General features: G+C 67.4%; 14 protein-coding genes and 1 pseudogene. 9 read left to right on the top strand and 6 right to left on the bottom strand.

Annotation, left to right across the window (positions count from 1 at the left end):
* Positions 1–3: 3 nt before the first annotated feature.
* The 3 genes from K7W42_RS00540 to K7W42_RS00530 all read left to right on the top strand — a co-directional run bounded on the left by K7W42_RS00540 (position 4) and on the right by K7W42_RS00530 (position 4,639).
* Complete coding sequence (locus K7W42_RS00540) at positions 4–423, top strand: OsmC family protein (RefSeq protein WP_224571438.1); 420 nt, start codon at positions 4–6, stop codon at positions 421–423.
* A gap of 264 nt (positions 424–687) precedes the next feature.
* On the top strand, positions 688–3,645 hold the full coding sequence (locus K7W42_RS00535) for an AfsR/SARP family transcriptional regulator (RefSeq protein ID WP_224571436.1): 2,958 nt from the start codon (positions 688–690) through the stop codon (positions 3,643–3,645).
* A 550-nt stretch (positions 3,646–4,195) separates the two neighbouring features.
* The gene (locus tag K7W42_RS00530; protein ID WP_224571434.1) at positions 4,196–4,639 is read left to right on the top strand and encodes a hypothetical protein; all 444 of its coding nucleotides are present in this window, start codon (positions 4,196–4,198) and stop codon (positions 4,637–4,639) included.
* A gap of 68 nt (positions 4,640–4,707) precedes the next feature.
* Here K7W42_RS00530 and K7W42_RS00525 read toward each other — a convergent pair whose 3' ends face one another.
* From K7W42_RS00525 to K7W42_RS00505, 5 genes and pseudogenes are all read right to left on the bottom strand, one after another.
* A complete protein-coding gene (locus tag K7W42_RS00525) occupies positions 4,708–6,039 on the bottom strand; it encodes a hypothetical protein (RefSeq protein ID WP_224571433.1) in 1,332 nt (443 codons plus the stop codon).
* A gap of 108 nt (positions 6,040–6,147) precedes the next feature.
* Positions 6,148–6,384, bottom strand: coding sequence for a hypothetical protein (locus tag K7W42_RS00520; RefSeq protein ID WP_224571432.1), 237 nt, complete (start codon positions 6,382–6,384; stop codon positions 6,148–6,150).
* A 663-nt stretch (positions 6,385–7,047) separates the two neighbouring features.
* On the bottom strand, positions 7,048–7,950 hold the full coding sequence (gene holA / locus K7W42_RS00515; RefSeq protein ID WP_224571431.1) for a DNA polymerase III subunit delta: 903 nt from the start codon (positions 7,948–7,950) through the stop codon (positions 7,048–7,050).
* The gene (locus tag K7W42_RS00510) at positions 7,938–8,747 is read right to left on the bottom strand and encodes a serine/threonine-protein kinase (protein WP_369411302.1); all 810 of its coding nucleotides are present in this window, start codon (positions 8,745–8,747) and stop codon (positions 7,938–7,940) included. Before K7W42_RS00510 ends, holA begins: the two co-directional genes overlap by 13 nt.
* A gap of 392 nt (positions 8,748–9,139) precedes the next feature.
* Positions 9,140–10,207: pseudogene (locus K7W42_RS00505) on the bottom strand (erythromycin esterase family protein); the annotation flags it as partial.
* A gap of 395 nt (positions 10,208–10,602) precedes the next feature.
* Here K7W42_RS00505 and K7W42_RS00500 point away from each other — a divergent pair.
* The gene (locus tag K7W42_RS00500; RefSeq protein ID WP_224571945.1) at positions 10,603–11,610 is read left to right on the top strand and encodes a transposase family protein; all 1,008 of its coding nucleotides are present in this window, start codon (positions 10,603–10,605) and stop codon (positions 11,608–11,610) included.
* Between the two features lie 72 nt (positions 11,611–11,682).
* On the opposite strand, the gene K7W42_RS00495 is transcribed toward K7W42_RS00500, so the two are convergent.
* Entirely contained in the window at positions 11,683–13,068 is a 1,386-nt protein-coding gene (locus K7W42_RS00495) for an esterase/lipase family protein (protein ID WP_224571430.1), read from the bottom strand.
* A gap of 289 nt (positions 13,069–13,357) precedes the next feature.
* Between K7W42_RS00495 and K7W42_RS00490 the strand changes: the two genes are divergently transcribed.
* From K7W42_RS00490 to lysW, 5 genes are all read left to right on the top strand, one after another.
* Positions 13,358–14,626, top strand: a complete 1,269-nt coding sequence (locus tag K7W42_RS00490) for a 3-isopropylmalate dehydratase large subunit (protein ID WP_224571429.1) — start codon at positions 13,358–13,360, stop codon at positions 14,624–14,626.
* A gap of 8 nt (positions 14,627–14,634) precedes the next feature.
* Entirely contained in the window at positions 14,635–15,039 is a 405-nt protein-coding gene (locus tag K7W42_RS00485; RefSeq protein ID WP_224571428.1) for a RidA family protein, read from the top strand.
* A gap of 1 nt (position 15,040) precedes the next feature.
* Positions 15,041–15,535, top strand: coding sequence for a LeuD/DmdB family oxidoreductase small subunit (locus K7W42_RS00480; RefSeq protein ID WP_224571427.1), 495 nt, complete (start codon positions 15,041–15,043; stop codon positions 15,533–15,535).
* A 34-nt stretch (positions 15,536–15,569) separates the two neighbouring features.
* Complete coding sequence (locus tag K7W42_RS00475; protein WP_157458276.1) at positions 15,570–15,914, top strand: hypothetical protein; 345 nt, start codon at positions 15,570–15,572, stop codon at positions 15,912–15,914.
* A 67-nt stretch (positions 15,915–15,981) separates the two neighbouring features.
* Positions 15,982–16,155, top strand: coding sequence for a lysine biosynthesis protein LysW (gene lysW / locus K7W42_RS00470; RefSeq protein ID WP_224571425.1), 174 nt, complete (start codon positions 15,982–15,984; stop codon positions 16,153–16,155).
* The last annotated feature ends 39 nt before the right edge of the window (positions 16,156–16,194 follow it).

Genomic DNA, 16,194 nt, shown 5'->3' with positions numbered 1-16,194 from the left:
GGCATGAAGAAGACCCTGAATGTGACCTGGCTGGGCGAGCAGCGCTACTTGGGCCTCAGTGAGAGCGGCCACCAACTGCTGATTGACAACAGTGCCGTCAAGGTGGGCGTGTCGCCCATGGAGGCCCTGCTGGGCGCCCTGGCCACCTGTACCGCCTACGACGTCGTGGAAATCATGCAAAAGCGCCGAACCCCTCTGGCCCGCTACCGCATTGAGGTCGAGGGCACGCGCGCCGAGACCACCCCGAAGCGCTACACGCAAATTACGGTGCGCCACATTGCCAGCGGCGCGGGCATCACCGAAGAGGCGCTGCACCGGGCCGCGCACCTGAGCCACGAGAAATACTGCTCGGTGGCGGCCTCACTGAATAGTGACATCGTGGTGGAAACGCGCGTGGAAGCCGGAGAGGCTGGGGAGGCCTAGCTCACAGGCTGACCGGGTGGTCCCCTGGCCGCCGCATCCGCCATCTGGTCAGGCCGATGGGGGCAGCCTTGGGCCTGTCTCACCCCGTAGACTGGGCGTCCGGGACTCCTACGGACGCCGATGAAATCCGGGTGAAGCGAGAAGGAGAAACGGCGGATTTCGTGCTCTGGAGGTGCAGACGGGGCCTTCCCAGCTGTGCCGGAATGAAGCGAAATCCGTCTCACTGGTCGCGCCGCCCAGACACCGGGGCGGGAAGGGCGGGCGATGGCACACCTCCAACTCAGTCCAGTTATTCCGCGGCCTCTGCGCGGCGAACTGCCGCGCGCCAGGGTGGCGGCCACATTGGCCGAGGCCGAGACCCCGCTGGTCGTGCTGGTCGCGCCGTCCGGGTACGGCAAGACGACGGCGCTGGCCCAGCATGCACGCCAGACCGCCCGCGCCGTGGCCTGGCTGAGTGTGCAGGAGGATCACGCCGAGGGCGGCGCCCTGGAACAGGCGGTGGTCGCGGCGCTGAAGGCGGCCCTGCCAGAGGTGCAGGTGCCGCAGTGGCAGGCGGCCCAGCTGTCGCCCGCGCCTGCCGCGCGCGCCCAGGCCCTCGCCCGTGACCTGGACGGCGCCCCGGCGAACCTGGACCTCGTGCTGGACGGCGCCGACCTGCTGGGGACTGCCGCTGGCCGCTGGCTGGACGCCCTGGTGGGCGCCCTGGGCGAGGGCCACCGCCTGCTGCTGAGCGGCTGCGAGCGCCCACCTCTGCAACTGTCACGCCATCTGGCTGCCGGAATGGCGCGGCTGCTGGGCGCAGAGGATCTGGCGTTTTCTCTGCCCGAAACCCAGGCGTATTTTGCTGGGCGGCAGGCCGCTCAGTCGCCCGAAGCCGCCCATCAGGCCCTGGAAGGCTGGCCAGCGGGCCTGGCCCTGGTGGCCAGCGGCGCCGCGCCCCTGCTGTTGCCCGACGATCTGGTGCGCGATGTGCTGGGCCGTCTGCCGCCCGAAGTCCGCGTTCGGCTGCCCGAAGCGGCGGTGGCCGACACCTGGCACGAAGCGGGGCTGGCGCGGCTGGGCGTGGCCCTGCCCGCAGGCTGGTTGCGTGCGGCGCGGGCAGTGGGCCTGCCCCTGACGCCGCTGGGGGGCGAGGCCGCGCGGCCTCACCGCCTGGTGCTGAACCTACTGGAAGCTGAACTGCGCGCGCAGCCAGAGCGCCACCAGCAGCTGCATCTGGCGGCCGGGCAGGCGGCCGAGGCCGACGGCGAGGAGGTGCGCGCCCTGGGGCACTACCTGAAAGCGGGCGCGCAGGACACGGCGCTGGCGCTGGCTGAGCGGCTGGTGCGCCGGTACGAGGTACGGTGGGAACCCCGGCTGGTGCGCCAGGTGGTCGAGCAGTTGCCCGAAGCCCACCTGACCCCACAGCTGCGCCGGGCCTGGGGCCAGGCCCTGCTGGAAACGGGTGAGGCGGCGCGCGGTGAGGCGCTCTTGCGGACCCTACGGGCCGAGGGTCACCGCGACCGCCGGCTGCTGTTTGCGTTGGGGACGCTGGCGGCCCGCAGTGGACGCTTTCAGGAGCAGCTGTCCCTGGCCGATGAGGGCCTGGCCCTGACCCAGCCTGACGAACCGACCCTGAGCCTGCGGCGCCTGCGCGCCAGTGCCCTGCTGGGTTGTGGCGAGCTGGCTGCTGGCTTACAGGAAGCGCTGGCCGCCGCTGAGCAGGCCGAGACCGAGGATGACCTGCTGGGGTTAGGCGCGGCCCTGGCGCTGGTTCATGAGGCATACATGGTGCTGGGGCAGCCGCTCGACAGCGAACGGGCGCTGCGCCGGGGGCTGGAGGTCTATCAGGCGCTTGGAATGCCCAGCCGGGCGCTGGCACTTCAGAACGACCTGGCCTGTCTCCTCCAGGGGCAGGGCCGGATTGACGAGGGGCTGACAGTGGGCACGCAGGCGCTGACCCTGGCCACACAGGAAGGCAGCGTCATGCAGCCGCTGCTTCAGGCCACGCTGGGCGACCTGCACCGGGCTGCAGGGCAGTACGAGCAGGCCAGGGCGCTGTACGGGGCGGCGCTGGCTGGCAGCGCGGCTTTTAAGCTGGACACTCTGCCGCCGCTGATCTGGCCAGGGCTGGCCGAAGCGGCGCTGCGCTGCGGTGACCTGCCGGCCGCCAACGAGGCGCTGGCGCGGGCGCGGCACGCGGCGCCGCACGGCGCCAGTGAATCCGCCCATCAGCTGGCGCTGTGTGAGGGGCTGTTTGCCTTTGAGCAGCGGGACTGGGCAGCGGCCCAGACTTACTTTGCTCAGGCCGCCCAGTCCAGGGCGGCGTTCGGCGTGCAGGAACGGGCGCAGGCGTATCTGGCCGAACTGGCCCGGCAGATGGGCCGCCTGAACGCTGCCCACCTGGCCCCTCTGCGCCTTGCCCTGCAGCACCCCGAACGCAGCGTGCTCCGCGCCGACGCAGCGGTGCTGACGGAGTTGTTCGCCCTGTGCCAGGGAGGCGGTGAAGTGACTACTGGGCACCCGGCCTACCCCGCTGCGCCGGGCGTTCCCCGTTTACGGCTGGGCCTGCTGACCCTGGGCAGCCTCCGGGTCCAGGTGCAGGGCGAGCCTCTGCATCTTCCCAGAGCCAAATCCGGCGAGATTCTGGTGTGGCTGGCCCTGCATGGCCCCGGCACGCGGGAGCGCATTGTGGACGCTCTGTGGGACGGCTCGGCAGAACGGCGGCACGGTGAACATTTCCGTGTGGCGGTCCGGCAGCTGCGCTGCGCGCTGGCGGCCCATCCAGCGGTCACGTTCAATCCTCTGCCGTTCGAGGCGGGACTGTACCGCCTGGCCGAGGAGTTTGAGGTGTGTCTGGATAGCCGCCTGGCCCGCGCTGCTCTGGCGTCTGGAGAGCCAGAAGCGCTGCGCCGCGCCGCAGAAGCTTACGTCGGGCCATTTCTGCCGCAGCAGGACGCCGAATGGATTGCCGAGCTCCGGGGTGAGGTGGAAGCGGAGACGCTGGCGGCGGCCCTGACCCTGGGGGCGCAGATGCAGGCCACAGACCCGGCGCTGTCACTGTGGGCATATACGCGCGCCGCCGACTTGGACCCCATGAATGAACAGGCCCAGCGCGGCCTGCTGCGCGGTCACCTGAGGCGGGGTGATCAAGGGGCGGCTGACCGTGCCTACGCCCGGTACGCCCGCCGGCTTCTAGATGAACTGAACGAGGCCCCCGGCTTTACCCTGCGCGACTTGTAACTTCAGAAGTCCAGCGAGTCGAGACCAAGGTGCAAATAGATTCGCAGCGGTCTTCCGGTGCAGGCAAGATGGGACAGTGCCGCCACCGAGTCATTAACGGTTGTTTTGCGGCATTGCTCTATGAAGCTACTCTCTCAAAAGCAGTTGAGGGATAAAAATTAGGTCGCTCTGAGAGCCGTCTGGAGCAGAAGGCTTCAGAGGTTGTCGATCAGCTAGGCCTCTGGCGATTACAAAGTCTGTCAGTGGACTCTCTGTCAGGCCTCAACATCAGAATGGTCTTGTCTGAACGCGACCATTGGTCTCACCCTTGGCCAGCACTCAGGGGTCACGAAAAGGAGGACGGCGGCGTCCAGATGCACAGAACCAAGCCCCCTGTTCCGATCTGTTACCGTGACGGGCAGAAGCCGTGTGACACGGCAGAAGAGGGCGCTGTTCCTGCTCTGTTCCTGTGCTCGGTCCATACTGCGGGCGCTTCGGCCAGCGACGCCGAGAAGAAGGAGCTGAATCTGTGAGGAAAGCCAAGAAAGGTCTATGGGTTACGCTGGTGATTATGCTGACGGCATGTGGTGAAGCAGCAACGGAGGTGCCGGTCAATGCAGCGCCTCAAGCTGCGCTGTCAGCGGCGGCGCTGCCCTCCTGCCCAAGTCGCTGCGACCGTGGCCCCAGCTACCGGGCGGCCCTGGAGGAACTGAACCGCGTGCGCGAGTACATGCCCAACTCGGGCGTCATTATCGTGCCGGACGGCGGAACAGTGAATCTTGAGGCGGGCGCGATGGGCCGCCTGTCTCAGACCCTGCTGGACCAGTTGCGGCGGGGTCTGGCTGAAGGCTTCTGGGATTCGCCGGGCAGCGAGCAGGCCCGTGGGCAGGGTCTTTCTCTTCTGACTGGCTTTCTGCTCAAGGCCCAGGCCCGAATCGTGAACGACCAGCCTTATATCGTGGTGCTGCCTTCGCAGGTCAATGAGCTGTACACCGCCCTCTCGACCCTGAAGTAAAAGTTTCTCTCTCGGACCAGAGGCCGCCCAGGATATGCCCTGGTGTGGCCTCTGGTTCTCTGTGCGGTTTACCGCTGCCAGATGACGTTCCCATTGTGGTAGACGACCAGATTGCCGTCCACCTGCACCGCCAGAGCGGCGCCAGGGTGGCCGCCCGTGCCGGTGTCCCAGATCTTCGCGCCTCCGGCGTCCAGCAGCACCAGATTGCCGTCCGCCTGCATCCGCAACTGGTGGCCGCGCCCGGCGGTGTTGGTGGTCCACAGCACCCCGCTGGGACCGTACAGCGCCAGGTTGCCGTCGCTCTGCAGGCACAGGTGATAGCGCCCATCACGGGAATGAAAGCAGTCGTCGGTGGCGCTCAGGCCCTCGCCGCTCGTCAGCAGGTCGTCGTCGTTATGGGTTGGTGGCGGTGGGGGCGGCGTGGGTGACCCGCCCGGCCCGCTGCGCCACGCGACCTGCGAGCCGTGCCACAGGACCAGGGCGCCGCCGTCCTCAATAGCCAGCCAGGCACCCGCGCGGCCGGAGGTGTTCGTGGCCCACAGCGCCTGGTTGCCCGTGCCGTAGATGACCAGATTGCCGTCGCTCTGCATGACGAGGCGGTGAACGGGTTTGCCGTAGGTGCCGGTTGGGATGATGCGCGGGCTGCCGCTTGCGCTGTAGAGCACCAGATTCCCATCGGCCTGCATGGCCAGGCGGTACTGCCCATTGTTCGAGAGCACCGAGTCACCATTGGCCATCAGGCCTTCGCCCGCTGTCAGGTCGCCGTTGCCGCTGTGGGTCACCGTGGGGAGTGGTGCGGGCGGCGCAGAAGTCACCGCTTTAGAGCGCAGCAGGTCGTACTCGCCGCCGTATTGCACGATGGTGTAGCGGCCGTTGGTTAACTTGCGCAGCGTCAATTCTGAACGGATGGCCTTGCCTGCCCCACCATTCTCCTCGTAAGCGATGAACACGCGGTCATTCGGCTTGTTGACCTCACTGGGGGTCTTCCATTCCACGAACAGCACCACATGGCCGTCGTTGCCTGTCCGGGGGTTGTTGACAGCGTCGCCGGGCAGCAGGTCGTTATAGCCAATCTTGTCGGCGTACCCCGGCAGCGTGGCCGTGTTGGGGCCGCCCCAGGTGCCTGCGGTGCTCAGGCCCCAGGCCATGCTGACCAGGCCCGAGCAGTCCTGGCGGTAGCCGTCGCGCAGCGTGGTCTGGCTGTATGGCACGCGCGCCGCCACCCACGCCTTGGCCCGGTTGACGATGTCGGTGCGGTTGCTGATGGCCTGGGCCGAGAGCAGCGTCGTCTGCGGCGCCGCAGCCGAAACGGAGGCGGAAGGCAGCTCGGCGGTCTGGCTGCACGAGGCAAGGGCGCAGGCGCCAGCCAGCATGAGGGTAACAACACGGATGACGTTCAAGTTCAGCACTCCTTAGGGAAAAAGGCGACAGGGGGTTTGGGAAAGGGCAGAGGAAAACCACCCGAACAGGGCCGGATGGTCGGTGAGTGCAGGTTGGGCTTGCTGAATTCAGATGGCGTTGATGCCGCCCTGAGGGCTCAGGTCACTGGGGCGACCTGCTCCTTCGGTGGCTGCACCCGAGACGCCGCTGGGTCGGGTCGCGCCATCCGGGGCTTCACTGGGGCGGGTGACGCCGTCTACCTGCACTGCTGCTGTGCGCTTGGGAGCGCCGCCAGCCCAGGACTGGTAAGAGGCGAAAGCAGAGCTGCTCAGGAGCAGGGTGGCCAGGACAACAGCTTTTTTCATGTAGTTCCTCCAGGGTGCAGGCGGTGGCCCGGTGGGGGCTGGTTCCGCCGCCTGCGGGGCGCACTGAACCTGCACTGACCTTAGCCGGGCCCCTGGGACAAGCCAGGAACAGAGGGTGCTGTTCCTGCGCTGCGGCGGATGCCTGGTCAGGAACAAAGAGAGGCGGGCCAAGGTGTTCCTCGTGGCACAACCTGAGGCCGCGTCGGCATGAAGGGGAGGTGGCTCCAGGATAGGCAGACGTGTCAAACGGCTTATGGGTGCGGGGCTTGCCGCCTCCCTGGGATAGAGAGGGACTGTCCACCTCTGCAGGAAGGCAACAGCCCTTGGCTGGGCAGGGTCGGCGTATTTTGTTGATCCACCGGCACCCGTCTGGCTCTGTTCATGTTATGCCGGGCATCCCGCTCTATGCGCTTTCCTGCAGAACTGTCCCCGGCTGCGGCGCCGCTCTTTGAATCTTCCTGATAGTGCGGTCGGCAGTTGTTCAAGATGGCGTTTCGCCAGTCAATTGCTCGCCGCAAGGTCAGTGGATGCTGAGCTCCGCCGGCGCACCTCAAAGGCCACGCCTGGAAAAGCGCCCTGCCTCTGCGCGCGGCCTCACTCGCTCTAGTCAGCGGCGGGATTGCGGGCCGCAACGCTGGTGCAGCTGAGTCGTCACGCCCACGCTTACAGGCTCAGCTGGACCACCAGGCGTTCCATGACCGTGCCGGCGTCCTGGCCACGCTTCATGGCGAGGTCGGCGGCCAGAATACGCTCCAGGTGCGTTCGAATCCTGGCTTCATTGAGGCGGCGGGCCACCTCCAGTGCCTTCTTGGCGGGGTAGGGCTTGACGCCCAGGCGCTGCGCGGCCACGCCCTCACTGACCGGCCCGCCCTCTTGCTGCAGCGCCACGCATCGCGCGACCAGGCTGTACTGCCACACCACCGCGCCCATCAGTTTGAAGGGGTCCTCGCCGGCGGCCAGCAGGCGGCGCAGCTGGGTCACGGCCTCGGTGACGCGGCCAGCGGTGGCGGCGCCCAGCATGGCAAAACTGTCGCCGGGCGGCTCCAGGCCCACCACGCGCTGCACAGCCTCCCGGGTAAAGGGGCCGTCCAGCAGTGCCAGTTTGTTCAGTTCAGCGGCGATGCCCGCCAGGTCGGCGCCGTAGACCTCGGCCAGGTAAGCGCAGGCCCCCTTATCCAGCGGCACCTTCTGAGCGCGGGCCCGCTGGGTGACCCAGCCCGTCACGTCGCCCGGCTTGCTGGGCGCGGCCGAAGGAATCACCTCGCCGCGCGCCTCGTACAGTTTCAGGCGCGTGGCCGGGGGCGCCTCATCCAGCAGGGCCACCGTTACGGCGGCGCCCACCAGACGCTCCAGCAGCGCCTTGTCGGGCTTGACCCCGGCCAGGTCCACGATGACGCCGCCGTCGCCAAACAGGCCCGGTTGCAGGTGCGCGTCCAGAAGGTCCAGCGTCACGTCCTCGCCGCTGACGCGCGGAAGAGAGCGGGGGTCTATCGTGCGGGCCCGCAGGGTCAGGCGCAGCGTTTCTTCCGCCAGAAAGGGGTTGCCCGTAAAGGCTAGAAGGGGCACAGGTCCTCCGGTACCGGGGTCAGCCCCAGGGCCACGCGCGCCGCCTGAACCTCGGCCAGCATGGCGCCCGCACTGCTGGGGCGGTCGTCGGGCTGGCGGCCCAGCGCGGCGCGCAGGACGCCGTGCAGCTCAGGCGGGCCAGGAAGGGCCGCGCGCCGTTCGTGAATGCCCGCCAGCCAGCCCAGCGCGTCCTCGTAGGGCGGGTGCCCGGCCAGGCAGTCGAACAGCAGCACGCCCGCCGAGTACAGGTCGCTGCGGGGGTCGCCGCGCAGCCCCAGAAACTGTTCGGGCGCCATGAAATGCGGCGTGCCCATGCGCGTGCCGCTGTGGATATCTAGCGGCAGGCCTCTGGCGTGGCTCATGCCAAAGTCAATGACCCGCACGCTCTGGGCACTGGGCTCCCCCCCGGCCAGCAGCACATTCTCCGGCTTGAGGTCGTGGTGGGTCACGCCGCGCGCGTGCAGGTGGGCGGACGCCAGCAGCACCCCCGCCGTGACGGCCGTGGCTTCCTCGACATTCAGCTGGCCCTGTTCCAGCCGGTCGCGCAGGGTGCCGCCGGGGACAAAGGGAAAAATCAGGTGGTCCGGGGTGCACTGGAGCGGCGAGACAATCAGGGAGCACGCCACGCTGGCCGCCACCTGACCTTCGTGGACAAAGCGGCGCTGCACCTCGGGGCTGTCCACCACCAGGGTCTTGACAAAGACGCTCTGGCCGCGCCACAGCGCCTGCTCGCACAGCACGCCGCCGTGTTCCGTCAGGGGCACGCGGGCCTGCAGCGTCCCGGCCGCGCCCGTCACGCTGGCCTCCAGACAGGCAGCGGGGCGGCGCCGGAGCAGACACAGGACACGAACAGGGGACGGGAAAAGGCGGGCAGGCAGCTCACTGGGGTTAAGTCTTTCACACTCGGCCGACTCTGGGCCACCTCCTCCCCACAAATGGGCTGAGGCGGCGGCGGAACCTGGCATTTGAGAAGCGCTCTGGGGCCGCTGCGCCTCGGCACCCCTGACCTATTCGCCGCTGGGAAAGGTGGCGGGCTGCTCCCCAGCTTCTGCCTGCTCGGGTGGTTCGCCGGGGCTGTCCAGCGGCACCAGGGCGCCCGTACGGTCCAGGTGCAGCACGGCGTCGTACTGTTGGCCAGGCGGGTGTGCAGGTAGTGGCTCTGCCGCTCGGTGGCGGGCCGGTAGAGGACGCCGATAAAGCGCTGCAGGCGCTCGCCGTGCAGGGCAGGTGGCACCTCGCCGCGCAGGCTCAGCCAGTAGTGAGAGGGCCGCAGGGCATGCAGCGCGGCTTCGACACTGCCGCTTATGGCGGGGCGCACGGCCTGGTGGCGTGCGGGCTGCCCCCAGTCGTCGGCGGCCGTCACGTGGCCCTAAAAGGTGGTCTGGCCCAGCACAAAGGTCTGCCCAGGGTGGCGCTGGCGCAGGTACTGGCCCAGATTTTCCTGGCCCTGGCGCCAGCCCACCTCGGTGGCCCGCGCGTCGCCCACGTGAGAGTTGTGCGCCCACACGACCAGTTTGCCCGCCTGACCCTGGGCCTCAAGATGCCCGGCCAGGGCGTTCACGGTATCGGCCATGTGGGTGTCGCGCAGATTCCAGGTGTCCTGCCGTCCCCGGAACAGCTCGCGGTAGTAGCGTTCGGCGTTCAGGGCCAGGCGGGCGTTCTGGTCGGCGTAAAAGCGCTCGTCTTCGGCCAGGATGTCCTCGCCTGCCCTGCGCAGCGTGCGCGCCTGCAACTCCACCAGCTGGGCCACTGCGGCGTCCTCGCACGGTTCGGCCACCCCGTAGCCCGTGGCCAGGCCGTAACTCTGCGGGTCGGTGCCGTACGGCTCAAAGCAGCTGTACCGCTGCCGGGCCCGCTGGGCGGCTGCCGGGTCCACACCCTCCAGGTAAGCCACCACCGCGTCCATTGAGCGGTGCAGGCTGTAGAGGTCCATGCCGTAAAAGCCAGCCTGCGCCTGGGGACGGCGTGCGTTGTGCGCCCGCAGCCAAGCCGCAAAGTCGCGCGTGGGCTCGTTGCGCCACATCCAGCGTGGGAAGCGCCCAAAGTCACCCAGGGCAGCCTCGGCGTGGGCGTCCGTCGGCGCCTGCCCACGCACGAAGCGGTTGACGCGGTAGGCATCGGGCCAGTCGGCTTCTGCGACCACCGCCTCAAACCCGCGCTCCTCAATCAGCCGCCGCGTCAGGCGGGCGCGTTCCTCGTAAAACTCGTGGGTCCCGTGCGAGGCTTCACCGATCAGCACGAAGCGCGCGCCTGCCATCTGGGCCAGCAGGTCGTCGTAGCACGCAGGGTCGTCGGTGACGGGATGCAGCCGGGGTGAAGGGGTCATGCCCCCACCATGCCGGTCAAGGGCCAGAAGCCGGGTTGGGCGCACATGAACGCCGCTCCAGGCTTTGGAAGAAGAGGCTTCAAGAACAACGGCTGTCCTGAGCCCCAACGATCAGCCAGAAGCGGGGGAAGATTTGCACTACGGCAGTCTCCTATCTCTCTGCTGGCGGCGGCTGTCCTCCAATGAACAGGAGGCCGCCGCCTTGCTGCGGGGCCTCATTCCCCCCGGCCAGTGGCGCTGGGGTCCTGCCTGCCCCTCACCCCTCTAGCCCTTTTCTCTCAAGACCCGTTGCGCAGTAGAGCTGAGGGTAGGTAGGCTCAGGGGTGTTGCGGCTGGAGAAGCTGAAGTCCCGAACGCGTTCCTTCGAGCGGCTGGTGGGGTTAACGCCCGCAGCGTTTGACCAACTCGTGATTGAACTGGAGCTGTTGTGGGAGCAGGCCCACCGCCGCTTTCTGCTGCGCGCCGGACGGGTGAGGCGCATCGGGGCGGGCAACACCTTCAAGCTGGACCTGGGCCAGCGGCTGCTGGTCACGCTGCTCTATCTGCGGCAGTACTTCACGATGCACGTCTTGGGCCTGCTGTTCGATTTGGACGCGGCGAACGTCTGCCGCAACATCCACGGCCTGTTGCCGGTGTTGGAGCAGGCCTTGCCTGCTCCCCTGCGTCCCCGGACGCTCCAAGCCCAGCCGGACGAAGCTCCTGGCAAAGCGAGCAAGAAGCCGAGAAAGATTCGTTCGCTGGACGAGTTCTTGGAGGTGTTCCCCGGGCTGACGGACGTCATTGTGGACGGAACTGAGCAGCCCCGGGGGCAGCCGAAAGTGAAGAAGGGGCAGAAGCCAGGCAAGAAGGCGGTCGGGCGGCCCAGGGGCAAGAAGCGGTTCTACAGTGTCAAGCAGGGCACCCACACCCTCAAAACCCAGGTGGCGGTGACGCCCGGGGGGCTGAGCGTCCACCTCAGTGCGACCGCCAGCGGTCGCACTCACGACATGAAGGTGCTGCGGCGTTCCCGGCTGATGACTCGGCTTCCCAGGCACGTCCGGGTGTGGGGGGACCGCGGGTACACCGGAATAGAGAAGGTCTATCCCGACCAGGAGACCATCGTGCCCGCCAAGCGCCCCAGGAAGGGCGCGTTGAGCCAAGAGCAACGCGAGCTGAACCGCCTGATCTCCAAAGTGCGGATCACCGCCGCGAATGTCATCAACCGCATCAAGAAGTTCCGCGCCTGCAAGGAGTTCTTCAGGAACCAGCCCTCACGGCACGGCGTGATCTGGGGCTGCGTCGCTGGACTCGTCAATCTCCGCTGGCAACGTCGACGCCACGGCCCCATTCTCTGAAGCCAAGCGCAGGGCAGCGGGGCAACGGTTCACGTTGCTCCGCTGCCCCTTCAGTTACTGCGCAACAAGTCTTCAGTTCTGTCCAGCCAGGAACGCCGCCTGATTGCGGTAAAACGCTTTCACGTCGCGGAAGGACAGGTTCCCCGTGATGTCAATGTGGTCGTAGCCGCTCACCCGGCCCAGCCGTGACCAGCTGCCCGGCGCGGTAACGCCGCTGCTGTAGGCTGTGCTGGTCTCATTCAGGGGCGCGTTCATGGACTTGTTGGGCACCAGGCCGTCGTTGGGCCACCAGCTGCGGTCGTAGGTCACGGCCCCCGCTGGACTGCGCCCGCCAATGTTGCCCAGACCGGGGCTCAGGGGCGGCGCGTAAGGAAACGCCACCACCGACATCACCGGGTTCATGGTGAGGGTGGGGTAGTGCCAGCCGCTTAGCAGGCCCGGCGTGGTGGCGTTGGTCTCCCACGAGAAGTACCGGGTGGTGCGGCTGCGCCCGACCCAGCGGTTGAGCGCCGCCGCGCCGTCGGGGCTCAGGTCGTAAGCGGCCTGGTCGGTGCTGGTCCAGATTCTGGAAGCAAATACGCGGTTCTGGTAGGCGCTGAAGCGCTCGCCCGGCGCGCGGGTCAGGCCCCAGTGCCCCAGGTCAAAGTTGTAGACGAAGTTCTCGGGGTCGGCGGCGCCCACGCTGGCAGCAAAGGCCAGAATCAGGTTCTTGAACATGGGAATGGCGCCCTGCAGCGTGTCGGCGGCGGGGCTGCCGCTGTTGGGGCTGCTGACCGTCATGACGCTGCGCACCCAGCCGGCACGGCCTCCGGAATACAGGCTGCCGCTGGCGTTGGCCCCATTGGCACTGTGGCCGTCGTCCAGCAGTTTGACCAGTGTGCGGGCCGTCTGCCCGCCCATCGAGTGCCCCAAGAGATTCACCGGATGCGCGGCGTCCCAGGCCGGATAGAAGCCGGCGTAGCACTTGGCGGGGTCGGTACGGGCGTGCCCATGCTGCGCGGCGTGCGCGGCGCCATAATCCACGCAGCCGCCCTTGATCTGCGCGTACAGTTCGGCGGCGCGGTCCCAGTTGCTGCTGACGGGCCCCATGCTGGCCGTAAAGACCCGGTAGCCCTGGGCGCGCAGGTCCTGTTCCACGTCCAGCAGGCCCCCCCAGTAGCGCAGACCCAGCGCCTCATCTCGCCCAAAGCCGCCCAGGCCATGCACCAGAATCAGGGGCACGCTCTTGTCCAGCGCCTGCGCGGTCATGGGCTGGCCCCCCGGATAGGTCTTGCTGAGGTCGGTCGTGGGCGTGGGTGCGGCGGTCGGTTCTGGGGGCGTGGGGGTGCGGGTGGCTGCAGGGGCCAGCATCGCGTCGGGCGCTGGGGGCTGCGTGGGGGCCGTACACGCGGCGAGCAGGACAGACAGGGTCAGGGCAGCAGGCAGGGCAGCAGGCAGGGCAGAGCGGCGAACAGTCATAGGGCTCCTGGGGGCCACCCGAACGGCCAGACTGCGCCCCGCCCACGTCAAGGCAGGCGTGGGCCTGAGAAGCGCGCCGCGCGGCGGCAAACTGAATTTTTGGTACAGCCTGAACTGTGACAGAGTGCAGAATGTATATCTTGACCCGAGTCCAAAAAAGCCGGTCACTGGGCTTGTGGTGCGTGTTGAAGCTCATCATGGATCGTTTTGCCATTCCGTTTGATAAGAAAAGCCGCAGTTTTCAAGTCAAACTCACGCTGCTGAATACCGAAAGCGGCATGATGGGGTCATGACTGTTCTCGAGCTCCGCCCACAGACGATGGCGGAAAAGATTCTGTCCCAGCGCGGCGCGCAGCGGGTGTATGCCGGCGACCTCGCGGTGGTCGAGGTGGACCAGGTGATGGTCGTGGACTCTATTGCCCAGAGCTTTATCGAGCGCATGGAGCGCGACCTGGCGGCCCTCCCCAAATATCCTGAGCGGGTCTCCATCGTGATTGATCACGTGGCACCGGCCAGCACGGTCAGTGTGGCCCAGGCGCAAAAAGAAGCCCGCGAGTACGCTGCCCGCACCGGCGTGCGCCTGTTTGACGTGGGGCGCGGCATCTGCCATCAGGTGCTGATGGAAGAGGGGCTGGCCCGGCCCGGCTGGATTGTGCTGGGGTCTGACAGCCACTCGACGACCTACGGCGCGGTGGCTGCCTTTGGCAGCGGCATGGGCGCCACGGACATCGCCCTGGCGGCGGCCAGCGGCAAAACCTGGTTGAAGGTGCCTGAGAGCGTCAAGGTGACGTTCACCGGCGACCTGCGCCCTGGGGTAGGGGCCAAGGACGCCGCCCTGGAGATGATCCGGGTGCTGGGGGCCGACGGCGCCACCTACCAGAGCATCGAGATGCACGCCGGAGACCGCTTTACACGGGGGGAACGCATGACCCTGGCCAACCTGTGCGTCGAAGCCGGCGCCAAAGTCGGCCTGGTGGTGCCGGGCGGTGAAATCCTGACTGGCTACGGCTACGAGGTGCCTGGGTGGGTGTACCCGGATGAGGGCGCGACCTATGTCCGGGAACTGACGCTGGATCTCTCGGCCCTGAACCCGCGCATGTCGGCCCCCAGTGAGGTGGACAACGTGCATGACGTGGCGGCGCTGCGCGGCTTGCGGGTGGATCAGGTGTTTATCGGGACCTGCACCAATGGCCGCATTGAGGACCTGCACGCCGCCGCCGAGGTGCTGCGCGGGCAGCGGGTGGCCGCTGGCACACGCCTGCTGGTGATTCCGGCCAGCAGCGAGGTCATGGAGCAGGCGATGGCCGACGGCACCCTCCTGACCCTGCAGCGGGCCGGGGCGGTGCTGGGCACGCCGGGCTGCGGGCCGTGTATGGGCCGCCACCAGGGGGTGTTGGCCCCCGGCGAGGTCTGTGTCAGCACCAGCAACCGCAACTTTATTGGCCGCATGGGCGACAAGGACGCGCAGATTTACCTGGCCAGCCCAGCGGTGGCCGCCGCCACGGCGGTGCTGGGCCACATTGGTTTGCCACAGGACGTACAGAGGGACGTGGCATGAGCGGCGGTGTGAGATTCCTTCAGCCGTCTGGTCTGGCTCCTGCCGTGGGCTACACCCCGGCGGTCGAGGTGAGCGGCGGCCGGACCCTGTACATCTCCGGGCAAGTGGCGCTGGACGTGGCGGGCGCTCTGGTAGGTGGCCGCGACTTTGAAGCCCAGGCGCGGCAGTGTTTTCAGAATATCGGCCACGCCCTGGCTGCCGCTGACCTGACCTTTGGCCATGTGGTCAAACTGGGCCTGTACGTGCTGGACATCTCGCAGGTGGGCACGCTGCGCCGGGTGCGCGACGAATTCGTGGACACGGCCCAGCCGCCCGCCAGCACGCTGGTACAGGTGAGCGCCTTCTTTCGCCCCGACCTGCTGGTCGAAATTGAGGCCATCGCCGTGGCCCCCATGCCCCAAAGGACGCCCTGACATGCCCCGACTCTGGAAGTTTGGCGACAGCGTGAACACCGACGACATCCTGCCCGGCAAGTTTGCCCCCTTTATGGCCGGCGAGGACGTGTTTCAAACCTTCGCCTTTCATTACATTCGCCCCGAGTTTGCCGCGCAGGTGCGCCCAGGCGACGTGCTGATCGGCGGACGCAACTGGGGTCTGGGGTCCAGCCGCGAATATGCCCCGCAGGCCCTGAAGAAATTACAGATCGGCGGCATCGTGGCGCCCAGCTTCGCGCGCATTCATTACCGCAACCTCCTCAACCTGGGGATTCCGGCCTTCGAATACGACCTGACCAGCCTGCTGGATGACGGCGCCGAGGTCTCGCTGGATGTGAATACTGGCCTGCTGACCCACGCGGGCGGCACCGTGCAGCTGCCCCCACCCCCCGAATTTCTGCGCGAGGCGCTCGCAGAGGGCAGTATCCTGGCGTTTTTCAAGAAGCACGGCCGTTTTCCCGGCGAGAGGGCTTGACCCTCAGAGTGGCCACGCTCCTTACACTGGGGTCATGGCGACCCTGGAAGTAGATTGCCCCGTGTGCGCGGAAGTGCTGGAACTCACCGACGCTGACCGAGCCGAGCTGGCGGTGGGGGACGTGATTGTCTGCGCGGCCTGTCACAGCGAGATGGAGGTCACGCGCAACGGCGGCGGCGAGGATTTCGAGCTGGAACTGCTGGGGGCCATGACGACCTGCCCCCACTGTGACGAGGAATTTGAGGTCACGACCGAGATGCTGGCGGCGGCCCCCACCACCCGCGCCCAGGACGGCGTGGAGGTCAGCCTGATGACCTGCCCCCACTGCAAGGCCAAATTCGAACTGGAACTGGCCGACGATGAAGTCGAGACCCGCTAAGGTTGTCTAGTCAGCATCGTTTGCTAAGTATAAGATCGTTTAACCTATCAAACGCGAGGAGATAAAGATGACTATCATTCAATTTGAAAATCCCGATACGGGTGCCACCATCGAACTGACCAGCCCCGAACTGGGCGAGCTTGTGACCGACGACGAAACTGGCGTGGAGTACGAGGTGGTCTCGGTGGACCCCCCCCGCCTGGAAGCGGCCCCGCAGGAAGCGGAGGACTGGGGCGAGTAAGGCGGCCTCAGGGCGGTCGGGTGGGGCCCCGCTGGCGCC

The sequence above is a fragment of the Deinococcus betulae genome (assembly GCF_020166395.1).
GTDB lineage: Bacteria > Deinococcota > Deinococci > Deinococcales > Deinococcaceae > Deinococcus > Deinococcus betulae.
The sequence above is the reverse complement of the archived record's forward strand: the minus strand, read 5'-3'. Positions and strand labels throughout refer to the sequence as shown.

Excerpts from the sequence above, each read along its gene's own strand:
- K7W42_RS00480 (WP_224571427.1), top strand. The coding sequence starts at position 15,041 with ATGCCCCGACTCTGGAAGTTTGGCGACAGCGTGAACACCGACGACATC.
- K7W42_RS00475 (WP_157458276.1), top strand. The coding sequence starts at position 15,570 with ATGGCGACCCTGGAAGTAGATTGCCCCGTGTGCGCGGAAGTGCTGGAA.
- K7W42_RS00535 (WP_224571436.1), top strand. The coding sequence starts at position 688 with ATGGCACACCTCCAACTCAGTCCAGTTATTCCGCGGCCTCTGCGCGGC.
- K7W42_RS00540 (WP_224571438.1), top strand. The coding sequence starts at position 4 with ATGAAGAAGACCCTGAATGTGACCTGGCTGGGCGAGCAGCGCTACTTG.
- K7W42_RS00530 (WP_224571434.1), top strand. The coding sequence starts at position 4,196 with ATGCTGACGGCATGTGGTGAAGCAGCAACGGAGGTGCCGGTCAATGCA.
- K7W42_RS00520 (WP_224571432.1), bottom strand. The coding sequence starts at position 6,384 with ATGAAAAAAGCTGTTGTCCTGGCCACCCTGCTCCTGAGCAGCTCTGCT.
- lysW (WP_224571425.1), top strand. The coding sequence starts at position 15,982 with ATGACTATCATTCAATTTGAAAATCCCGATACGGGTGCCACCATCGAA.
- K7W42_RS00490 (WP_224571429.1), top strand. The coding sequence starts at position 13,358 with ATGACTGTTCTCGAGCTCCGCCCACAGACGATGGCGGAAAAGATTCTG.
- K7W42_RS00495 (WP_224571430.1), bottom strand. The coding sequence starts at position 13,068 with ATGACTGTTCGCCGCTCTGCCCTGCCTGCTGCCCTGCCTGCTGCCCTG.